This window comes from uncultured Enterovirga sp. (genome assembly GCF_964242715.1).
Lineage (GTDB): Bacteria > Pseudomonadota > Alphaproteobacteria > Rhizobiales > Beijerinckiaceae > Enterovirga.
Genome location: NZ_CAXTAZ010000013.1, coordinates 84693 through 96596 on the forward strand (window position 1 = coordinate 84693; position 11904 = coordinate 96596).

At 65.2% G+C, this 11904-nt stretch carries 1 protein-coding gene; it reads right to left on the bottom strand.

All coding sequences use genetic code 11. The features are described 5' to 3' along the window. The coding region (locus ACFE87_RS09205; protein WP_375459324.1) for a calcium-binding protein at nucleotides 1–11428 on the bottom strand (11428 nt) is incomplete at its 3' end. Between the last annotated feature and the right edge of the window lie 476 nt (nucleotides 11429–11904).

An 11904-nucleotide genomic window follows, 5' to 3' on the forward strand; every position in this document is an offset into this window, starting at 1 on the left:
TGTAGCTCGCGAGTGCGGTCCGGACCTCGTCCGTGCCGGCGCTCGCCGCTTCCGTAACGACGTCACCCGCCACATCCACGATGTAGACATCGTCGCCGAGCCCGCCGACTAACGAGTCGATCCCGGTACCGCCCGTCAATGTGTCGTTGCCGTCCCCGCCGGTGAGCGTGTCGTTGCCGGCTCCGCCGATGATCGCATTCGCCAGCGCGTTGCCGGTGCCCGTAAAGGAACCGGTGCCCGTGAAGGTGAGCGCCTCGACGTTCGCGCCGAGAGTGTAGGTCGCAAGCCCCGTGCGCACGGCATCCGTGCCCTCGCCCGCCGCCTCCGTGACTAGGTCGCCCGCCTGTCCGAGGATGTAGGTGTCGTTGCCGAGTCCGCCGATCAAGGTATCGGTGCCGGCGCCCCCGTCCAGGGTGTCGTCACCTCCGAGGCCACGTATCTCGTCGGCACCCGCCGCCCCTACGAGGTTGTCGTTTCCGGCGGTGCCGGTCAGGAGGTCGACGAGGTCTCCTACGCTGATCGAGAACGTCCGCGCGACCGATGCGCCCGCGTTGTCGGTCACCGTGACCGTGACCGGAACGGAGCTCTGCGTCTCGTAGTCGAGCGCAGCTCCCGCCTTCAGACGGAGCTCGAAGCGACCGGTCGCCTGGACGACCTCAAATCGGCTGTCCGACACGGCGAAGCTCGCCGCGGTAAGGACGTGGTCGACGTCGCCCGCGGTGAGAACCCCCGCGAGCACGCCGGTGGACGTGTTCTCCGGCACGGGCTGCGGGCTGCCGAGTGCCGCAGCGAGCGTCGGCGCGTCGTTGACCGGCGCCACCGAGACGGACACCAGCTTTTCGGCGCTCTGGAGGAATCCGTCCTTGACGACGTACCGGAACGAACCTGCCCCCGCGAAATTCGCCGTCGGCGTAAAGCTGTAGGCTCCGGTCGCCGCGTCGACGCTCGCGACGCCGTTCACGGCGGAGCCGGCGACGAGCTGGAAGGTAAGCGCGTCAGTCTCCGGATCCGAGCCGGGCAGGAGCGTGCCCGTGATGACGCCGTCCTCGGAGCCGGAGGCCGTCTCGGCGGCAGCGGCGGCGGCAGGCGCCTCGTTCACGTTCGTAACCGCAAGCGTGAGCGTCCGATTGATGATGAGCCCGCCCGCGTCCTGGGCTCGGACCGTCAACTGCTGCGTCGACGACGCCTCGTGATTCAACTGGGCGCCAGCCTTCACGCGGATCTCAGCGCCGACGATCTCGAACAGGCTCGAACTACCGACGACGGTATAGGTATGCTGGTCGCCGGCGTTGGGATCGGTGGCCGACAACGTGCCGACCAGGGTGCCGGCGGCGGCGTTCTCTGCAACGGATCCGCCCGTCACGACGATTTCGGTCGGGGCGCCGTTGCCCGATCCCGACATCGCGCGTTCGGCCGAGACGTGGAGCGTGTACGTGCCGCTGGCCGGCGGCACGTTGTCTCCGCCGTAGCTGCCTACCGCGAGATAGTAGATGCCGGCTTGACCGAAGGTATGGTCGAGATAGCTGTTGTAGGTCAGGCTGCCCGGGTCACCATAGCTGTCGTCGTTGCTGGCGAGCGAGTTCCCTGAAGAATCGAACAGCTCGATGATGGTGTCGAAGCTGCCTTGATCGATGTCGAATATGACGCGTTCGCCCGCACCGGCGGTGATAGCGTAGTATTCCTGGCCCTCTCCGCTCGCCGTCGCCAGCACCGTCGCGTGCGGGATCGACGTCGACAGGGTGATGTCGGTCGTCTCGACGAGGTCGAACGCGCTGGCATGGACCGGCACCGCGGTCGCCCGGGTCGAGTTGACCGTCGTCTCCGGCTTGACGATGTCCGGCTGGTCAGCTGGCCCGGCCACGATCGTGACGTTGGCGTTGGCGAGGTCGCCGAGCACGACGTTCTCGAGCGTGATCGAGCCGCGCGTTCCGGCGTCGACGACGACGTTGGCGCCCACCTGGCTCGATGCCGCGACGAGTGCGGACCGGCTTGCGAAGATGCTCTCGGCAACCTCGATGACGTCGGAGCTGACGCTGAAATCGGCGATGACGTCGTGCCCGAATGTCCCCGAGAAGACGAAAGTGTCGGAACCGGCAAGGCCGGTGAGGCGATTGTCGCCTACGCTGCCGCGTAGCCGATCGGCGAAGGCCGACCCGGTGAGTTCCTCGAAACTTGTCACCAGGTCTGCGCCGGCGCCGCCCGTCGTCTGCCGCCCCGATGCTCCGAGGTTGACGTTCACTCCAGCGGTCGCGGTCTGGTAGCTGAGACGATCGGTGCCGCTGCCGCCGTCGAGATCGTCGTCGCCCGCTCCGCCGTCGACGACGTCGTTGCCGGCCCCCCCGTAGACGGCGTCGTTGCCCGAGCCGGCATTGATCGTGTCGGCGAATGCGGTGCCCCAGATGTCGTCGCTGCCTGCGGTGATCTGAGCGGCTATGTAGCGCTGGGCGAGATCCTGCTGGGTCCAGATCGTGCCGCCTGCGAAGTGGAATTCCTCGATCGCGCCTGCCGGATCGGAGAACTGGCCGCGCAGGACGAGCCTGTGCCCGCCCGAGCCGATCACGAGCATCGGGGTGGGCTCGCCGAAGCTCGTCTCGACGACGACGGAGACGTTTGCGGGCGCGATGCCGGCGCCGAACACGACCTTGTCGACCTCCGCGGCCGAGCCGGACTCGGTGATCTCGTCGACGCCGCCGCCGGAGCCGATGCGGTAGGTGTCGGCCCCGTTGCCCCCGGAGAGGTAGTCGTCGCCGGCCCCGCCGCTGAGCGTGTCGTTCCCGAGATCGCCGTACAGTTCGTCATCGCCGGCGCTGCCGGTCAGGCTGTCGTTGCCTGAACCTCCGCTGACGACCTCGACCCGTGTCACGGTGTCGGAGCCGATATCCGCGCCCGTCGCCGTCCCGGCGCCGAGATCGACCTGGATCGCGGAGGCGATCCCGCTGAAGGTGAGCCTGTCGTAGGCGCCTGTTCCGCCGTCGATCGCGTCATTGCCGTCGCCGGCCTCGGCGATGAACTCGTCGTCCCCGTCGCCGCCGTTCAGGGTGTCCGCCCCTGAACCGCCCGTGATGTCGTCGTCGCCCGAGCCGCCGTCGACGACGTCGTTGCCGGATCCGGCCTCGACGAGGTCGTTTCCACCCAAGCCGTTGATGGTGTCGCTGCCGCCCAGGCCGCGAACGGTGTTGCGCCAGCCATCGCCGGTAAGGACGTCGGCTCCGGCAGTGCCGGTGATCTCGTGCAGGGGCGGAACAAACCCCGCCTGAGTCTTGATCGCCTCGCGATCCCAGACGGTCCCGCCTGCGAATGCGATCCGCTCGATCCCGTCGGTCGCCCGGTAGGAGCCTTCGGAGCCGTAGATCTCGTAACCGAACTGCCCGGCGATCCGGACCGTCTCGCCCGTCGCGGTCACCGTGACCACGAGCTCCGTAGCGTCGGCGGCTAGCATGACACCACTTGACGGGATGTCCGTCAGCTTGAGCGTGTCCTGGCTTGGGGACCCTTCGTAGCTCGTGTCGTCGATGGTATCGTTGCCGTCGCCAGACGTATACACGTAGGTGTCTCCGCCGGTGTAACCGGAGAGGTAATCGTCCCCCTCGCCCCCGATGATGCGATCGGCGATGCCGAACTCACCAGATAGATAATCATTGCCAGATGTGCCGACGATCGCGGCCGCATTGGCGAGGTATTCCTTCGTCCAAACCGTGCCATCATCGAACACAACCTGCTCGATGCCATAGCCCGCGCTGAGCTGACTGCTGAGTGTGATGATTTCGCCGGTGCTTGAGATGAGAAGCCGGACATTGCTGTAGTCGCGTGCTACGACTACGTCTGAAGGAAGAATTCCATGTAGGACGAGACGATCATCGTACACCGGATGTGTGAGAAACGTATACTCCTCTACAACCACGTCGCTCCCGTCGCCCAACGCATAGACGTAAGTGTCGGCTTCGGAGTCTCCTTCCAGCGTATCATCACCAAGCCCGCCGTCGATCACGTCCGTCTGAAAGGTGCCTACGATCGAGTCGTCCCCGTCGGTGCCGTACATCGCTGACCGCGCCCAGATATCACGGTAGCCCCACACAGTACCGTCAGCGAAGCGCACCTCATTCACGCTGCCATAGCTAAAGTTGTTGACGAGGGTAACCGTGCCGCCATCCGCGAAGCCCAGGATTGTACTGTAATTGTGGTTCGGGTCACGATAGACGCTGATGTTGCCGGGCGTGAGATCAGCTCCTAGGATCAGCTGGCTTGTCTGATTGTCGTTGATGCGGTCGTGGCCGTCGCCAAGATCGTAATAGAAATATTCCCAATCCCAGCTTTGACTACCATTGATGATGTCGTCTCCGCCCTTCCCGCGCCACCATTCCTGGTACAAACCGCTACCGGAAAACACGTCGTTGCCGCTGGTCGAAGACTGGCCGGCATAGAACTTAAATACGCCTTCGAGCAAGCGAACTGAGCCGTCACCGAACATGAAGCTTTCGATGCCCGTTCCGTAATAGAACTGATCGTTGATCGTAAGGGACCCTGAATAACCGGTGAAGCGGAGTACCATGTCGTTGCGGTCGTTGGTCCCGCGTTCGACCACGAGATTTGCCGTCGTCATGCCCGGATCGAAGACGATCTGGTCGATCGCGGCCGCCCCGCCGACCTCGAAGATGGTGTCGTGACCTTGATTGGCCTTGCTGAGGTAGGTGTCGCCGCCCGTGAAGCCGAAGAGCTGATCGTCCCCGGCGCCGCCGTCGATCACGTCGGACCGGTTCTCGAACCCGCGGATCGTGTCGTTGCCCGCGGTTCTCGCCGCGAGGAGAGACGCGGTCTTAATGTAATCCTTGGTCCAGAGCGTACCGTCTGCGAAGGCCACCTCCTCGAGGCCGTGACCGTCGCCGAGCGCGAACTGCCCGTCGATGAAGATCGAGCCCGGCGAGGCTCCCGCGACCTGCAGGGTGACGTCGTCGAGGTCCGCCGCGGAACGGACCGCGGTGACAGCCGCGACGGCGATGCCGGCGCCTAGGCTCAGCCGGTCTGTGTCGCCGGCGAAGGCTCCCTCGTAGACCGCATCGTGACCGTCGCCGGCGGCGTAGATGTAGGTGTCGGATCCGGAATAGCCGATGACGGTGTCGTTGCCAGCGAGCCCCTGCAGCGTGTCTGCGACGCCGCCCGCTCCGTGAAGAGTGTCGTTACCCGACGTCGCCACGACGCCCGTCGCGATCTCCTTCAGCTTCTGCTTGCTCCAGGTCGTGCCGTCTCCGAAGACGATCTCGTCGACGGCGTAGCCTCCGTCACCGTAGAGCTGCTCGTCCAGGAGGATCGACCCGGACAGACCAACGAAGGTGAGGGTGACGTCGTCCGTGTCCGTCGTGGAGTGCGTGACGATCACGTTCGAGCGCAGGAGCGTCGAGCCCAGCACCAAGCGATCGACGTCGCCGGTGCTGTAGGTCTCGGTGATCCTGTCGGCGCCGTCACCCGCGCTGTAGGCGTAGGTGTCGGAACCCGAGAACCCGGCGAGGGTATCGTTTCCGAGGCCGCCCTGAAGCGTGTCGTTCCGGCCATCGAAGCCGCGAACGGTATCGTTCCCGGTGGTCTGGACGGAGCCGATGTAGGCGACGCGCAGATCTTCCTTCGACCACGTCACGCCGTTGCCGAAGACGATCTCTTCGACCCCGTAACCGGCCGAGTTGTAGAACTGATCGTTCAGGAGCACCGAATCCGTCGCTCCGGCGAAGCGCAGGGTGACGTCGTTCGCGTCCGATGTGGAGCGGTCCAGGATGACGTTCCCGTTCGTCAGGCTGGCGCCGAACACGAGGCGGTCCACATCGACTGTGCTGTAGCCCTCGTTGAGCTGATCGGTGCCGTCGCCCTGGTCGAAGCGGTATGTGTCGGATCCGGAATAGCCGGAGAGAATGTCGTTGCCGGTCCCGCCTTCGATGCTGTCGTTGCGGCCCTCGAAGCCGCGGATCGTGTCGTTTCCGGCCGTCTGCACCTGCCGGATGTAGGCTGCCTGCACGTCGTCCTTCGACCAGACCCTGCCATTGGCGAAGGCGATCTCTTCGATCCCGTATCCGGCCGAGTTGTAGAATTGGTCGTTGATGAAGATCGACCCGGTCAGGCCCTGGAAGCGCAGGGTGAGGTCGTTGGCGTCCGAGGTCGAGCGGTCGAGGACCACCTTCGCGGCGGTAAGCTCAGCGCCAAGCTCCAAGCGGTCGGTGCTGTTTGTGCTGTAGACCTCCTCGATCCGGTCGTCGCCTTCCCCGGTCGAGTAGCCGTAGGTGTCCGACCCGCCGAGACCGGCGAGCGTGTCGTTTCCGCCCGCGCCGGAGAGGATATCGTCGAAGTCGCTGCCCGTGAGGGTGTCGTTGAAAGCGCTGCCCTGCACGCCCTCGATGCTGACGTAGGTGTCGCCGACAGCGTCAGCCCCCGACTTGGTGCCGGTTTTCAGGTTAATGGAGACCGCGGCCGCCGCGTCGAGGTAGCTGGCGACGTCCATGCCATGGCCGCCGTCGAGTGAGTCCGCACCCGCCCCGCCCCGCAAGGCGTCGTCGCCGCCATCGCCGTAGATGGCATCCGCATCGGCGCCGCCGACGAGAAGGTCCTTGCCGGCTCCGCCGCGCAGCGTGTCCAGACCGGCGCCGCCGTCGAGGAGGTCGTCGCCATCGAAGCCGCTGAGCTCGTTGGCGCCCGAGTTGCCCGTCAACGTGTCGGCGAACCTCGAGCCGGCAAGGTTCTCGATGCCCGCGAAGGTGTCACCGTGGGCGTCGCCGGCCGGCCCGCCGCCCGTGGCCAGGCTGGCTGCGACGGCCGCGGTCGCCGTCTCGTAGCTCGCCGTGTCGATGCCGCCGTCGCCGTGAAGCGCGTCGGCCCCCGCTCCGCCGATGAGGCGATCGTCGCCGTCGCCGCCGTGCAACTCGTCGGTCCCGTAGCCGCCGTCGAGCAGGTCGGCGCCCTGACCGCCGAACGCGGTGTCGGCGCTGCCGAGGCCTCGGAACGAGTTGGCGCCGGTCCCGCCGTTGAAGGTGTTCGTCGCGCTGACCGTGAACCAGGCGGAAGCACGCACCTCCCCGCCCTTGCCATCGGTGACGACGTAATCGAACGAGGTCGTGCCGACGAAGGTCTCCTCGACCGTGAAGCGCACGCCGTTGTCGCTGGTCAGCGTGACGAGGCCGCGGGCCGATCCGTAGACGGCATTCAGCGAGAGGTCGTCGCCGTCGGCGTCGGCTGCGCCGGCCAGGAAGGCTCCTTCCGTGATCGCCAGCGGGCCGCGCTGCGTGAGGCTGAACGACAGGCTTGTCGTGGTGGGAGCGGCGTTGGCGCCGCCCAGAAAGACCATGCGGTCTTGGAACGCCGCGAACTCGACGCCGCTGAGCGTGTCGACGCCATCCAGGCCGGTGATGGTCGTGACGCCGCCCGCGGTCGAGATCGTGTAGTCAGCCCGTAGCCCGGCGAAGTAGGCGGTGTCGGAGCCGGCGCCGCCCGCGAGCGCGTCGTTTCCGGCTCCGCCGGCCAGATCGTCGTCGCCGTCTCCGCCATCGAGCTGATCGGCGCCGGCATCGCCGCGCAGGAGGTCGTTGCCGGCCGAACCCGCGAGGGTGTCGTTGCCGGCATTACCGGTCAGCACGTTATCCTGGGCATCGCCGGTCAGCCTGTCGGCGAGGGCAGAGCCCTCAAGGTTCTCGATCGAGACCAGCGTATCAGCCTGCGCGTCGCCGCCCGACGCCGTGCCAACGGCGAGATCGAGCGTGACCCCGGCAGCCGAACTTTCATAAGAGGCCGTGTCGGAGCCTTGGCCGCCGTCGAGGATGTCGGCTCCGCCCAGGCCTTGGAGGACATCGTCGCCGCGTCCGCCCGAGAGGAGATTTGCCACCCCGTTCCCGGTCACCCGGTCGTCTCCGTCGCCGAGATAAGCGTCCTCGATGGTCGTGCCGGACGCGATCATGAGGTCGTTGCCGGCGAGCCGGCTCGTCGCGCCGGCACGGAGGTCGAGAACGGCGTCGTCGAAGATGGCGGACGCGTTGATGACGTCGCGGCCGGCGCCGTCGCTCAGTATGCGACGGTCGGCATCGACGCCTGATGTCATGCCGCCGTAATCGGCGGTGTAGACGTAGGTGTCGTTCTCGGAAGCGGCGTCGCCGTAGATCTTTAGCGTCCAGTTCTCAACTTGGCCCACCTCACCGGTTGCGAGGTCGCGAACGGTGAGTGTCCAATCACCTAGGCTCGACTCGCCCCAGTGGTGCATGGTGGTGAAGCGCCAGTTCACGTCGTCTGCGGTCGAACCGCGATCCGACGTGCTGCCCGGGTCGACGCCGATCCGGTTCAGGATGACGCTGGTGGTGCCGTCGGGCGAGGTCAGCTCGACGACGAGGTCGCCGATGTTGGCATGGGTGATGTTGAAGACGACCTCGACGTGGTCGATCTCGATCGCGTCGGTGACGGTCACCGAGCTGGTATACGCCCCGCCGGTGTTGTCCGGGATGACGCCGGAGGCGGTGCTGGTCTCGGTCGTCGAGACTTCGTTGTCCGAGGTGCTGGTCTTCTGCCACGTCTCGGCAAGCCACACGGCGGCGCGGGCGTCGACCATGCCGAAGCCGTAGTCGCGGCTGACATTGAGGCCGCCGCCGTTCCAGCTGCCGGCGCCGTTGGTGCTCCAGCTCTCGCTGCTCGGATCGCTGTTCCAAGCCGAGTAGGCCAGGATCTCCTGAACGTCGCGCCAGCCGAGGCTCGGGTTGGCCTCCAGCATGAGCGCGATGACGCCGGCGACAAGCGGTGCGCTCGCCGACGTGCCGGAGCCGGTCGCGTAGTCTGGCCCGAAGATGCCGCCACGGCCGTTGCTCAACCCGCCTGTGCCGACGCTGTCAGTGCTGAGGATGGCTGTGCCGGGAGCTACGACGAGGACGGAGGCGCCGGGGTTGCTGAAGCTCGCCAGCTTGCCCGTATGGTCGATCGAGCCGACCGTGATGGCGTGGCGATCGTTCTGGCCGTCGCGCTGATTGGCATCCTCGCCCAGGGCGCGCTCATTGCCCGAGCTGAATACGAAGCTGGTGCCGAGCCCATTGCGCCCTTCCTTGGCGAGTTCGCGGATCTGCTCGCTGACGGCGCCCTCTTCGGTGCTGCCGTAGCCGAAGATCATGAGCCCGCTCTGGACCCAGCTATTGCTGATAACGTCGAAGCCGCTGAGGTCGCCGAACTCGTATCCCGGATCGAACAGCCCGCCGGACGGATAGAGGAAGCTCGCGATGGTCGCGCCGTGGGCCACGCCGACAAGGCCTTGGCCGTCGGCAGCCGCTCCCACCGTACCGGCCACGAACGTACCGTGGCCGCCGCCCAGGCCGACACTCCACTCCTCGAGGTCCTCATCGTAATTGGGCACGAGATCGGGATGCGACGCATCGATACCGTCGTCGTGCAGGGCCACCTTGACGCCAAGGCCCGTGTAATCGTTCCAGACGTCGAAGATGTTCAGGGCGTCAAGCGCCCACTGATACGAGAGCAGGTCGTCGGTGGGGAGCGCCTTCGAGAGCTCTACGTCTGAGCTCGCCCAGGCGCGACCGCCGTGGCCGTCCTCCACTTGGTAGCGGAAGCGGCCCACGCCGCCGTTCGGGTCTGCCGCATCGAAGAGGACGTCGCCACCGGACGTGATCGAGACTTCACCACCCTCAACCCGTGAGATCGCGGTCACCTTCAGGTGGTCGGAATCCGCGTCGAAATCGTTGCCCGTGAGACCCTCGCCCGAAAGAATAAGCGAGCCGCCGCTGTCGCGCAGGCGCCAGGTTTCACCAAAGGCGATGGGCGTGTTGTTGGTGCCGTCGAGATGCACGGTCTGGTCGGTGAAGATCAGCCGTTCGATGCTCGTGAGCTGGTCCGCGCCGTCGTCACCATCGGCCGAGTTCGTGTCGGTGACCGTGTAGCCGGACCCATTCGCTGCGATCATGTAGCCGCTCGCCTGCCCAGCAAAGGCAGCGATGTCGAGGCCGGCGCCGCCGTGAAGAACGTCGTTGCCGACGCCGCCGACCAGCCGGTCGGTGCCGGAACCAGCAATCAGAGTGTCGTCGCCACCTTCACCGCTGAGAAATACCGCGGTCGTGCCGTTGGCCGTGAACGCGTCCGAGCCGTGGCCACCGACGGCCACCTCAATCGAGGCAGCCGTCAAGTCGAGAGTGACGCCTGCCGCCGAGAGCACGTAGGCCGTGTCGGTCCCGTCGCCCCCCGAGATTGACACGTCCTGCGCATCGATCATCAGGATGTCGTCGCCAGCCCCGCCCTCAAGCGAGTCGGCCCCGTCATCACCTGAAATCAAATCGCTTCCCGCACCCCCGATCAGCGTGTCGTTGCCGGCACCTCCGTGCAGGTCGACATCAGCTATCGCTCCCGCCGCCCGGAGAGCGTCATTCCCGGCATTGCCGAAAGCGCTTTCGATCCCAGCCTGGACCAGATCGAGGGAAATGGCATCTGTTGTCTCGACGAAGAGAGTGTCTCGACCATCCCCGCCCGAGATCGAGCCGAGCAGGTCGCCCGCATCGACGAAGAGAATATCGTCCCCTCCGCCTCCCAGCAGGCTGTCGATCCCTTCTCCGCCGACGAGAACGTCATCGCCATCACCGCCGTAAAGCGAGTCGTTTCCCGCCGACCCGAACAGCCACACGCTCCTGCTCCCGCTCGTACCAAGCGTGTCGTCGCCGTCGGCTCCCAGCGCGCCGGCGTAATCCGTGGCGGTAAGGTCATGCGTTTCACCCGACGCGTTCTCGACGATCCGATGCCGACCGACTCGCCCATCCTCGTACCGTACGACGAGGTCGCTCCCGTCCACCTCAGAGACCGCGCCGTCAGGATCGAACTCGAGCCCAACGCTGTAGGCGGTCAACGTGCCAGTCGCCGTCGCGATAGACGTCGAGTTAAGGACGGCGCCGCCATCGATCATTTGCATCGCGATCGCGTCCGGAGACGCGGTCGCAGCATCGTTCGAGATCTCGTTCGCATCAATCAGGCCATCACCGTCGATGTCGGTCCAGTACGAGACATCCTCTTCTGACGGGGAAACGGCGCTTCCGATAAGATCGATAGACGTCAAACCTAGATCGGCAAATGTATATAGTTCGTCGATCTCGGAGCGGCCGTCTTGATTGACATCTCTCCAGACGAAGAACTCGGAAAACCGTGCATCGGCTGAGCTGAATGAATTATCTCCATTCGAATCGAACGCGCGCAGCCGATCCAGGTCGGTAGGCCCATGCCCACCTCCGGACGAAAAAGTGATCTCCGCAGCGCTGCTGATTACTCCATCTAGACCCTCGTCCAGAACGAGTATGCCGTCGTCCGCCGACACCCAGGCTCCGGACTCGACGAATCCATCGTTGTCGTGATCAAATTTGATAGTGTTCGCGCTGGACAGAACAATGTCGACGCCATCTCCGTCAAGATCGATCACAAGCGGGTCGATCATAAAATACTTGTCCCTCAGTTCCTTCTTTGCCTGGTTGATTTCAGCTGTCGACTGCTCTGCGAGGGACTTTATATACGTCCCGACCGCGTTGACTAAAATCTCGATTGGCTTCCGTGACGATGGAAGTTTGATTACCTCGAGCCCCGAACCAACTGCCTCGTACAAATCATTGCGTGCGATGCCGTCGTCGAACCTCTTCTTGGTTTCTTCCTTCTGCTCCGGGGTAAGGGGTGGTAAGGGAGCGTCTGGTTGATTAGGATCCTGCGGAGAGGGCGCTCGATCGAGTCCGTCCGGCGTGTCGTTCGGAGGACGCCTATCGTTCCCCATGGCCGGCGGGAAGATCCAGTCGAAGACACTTGGTACTAGGAGCTTAGGTCGTACATCCGCCGCGCCTTTCTCGGAGCTATCGTTGCACGATGTGTCGACGCCCGCGGTACCCGGTTCCATAGACATGCCCTCGGCGAATTGTTCTATTC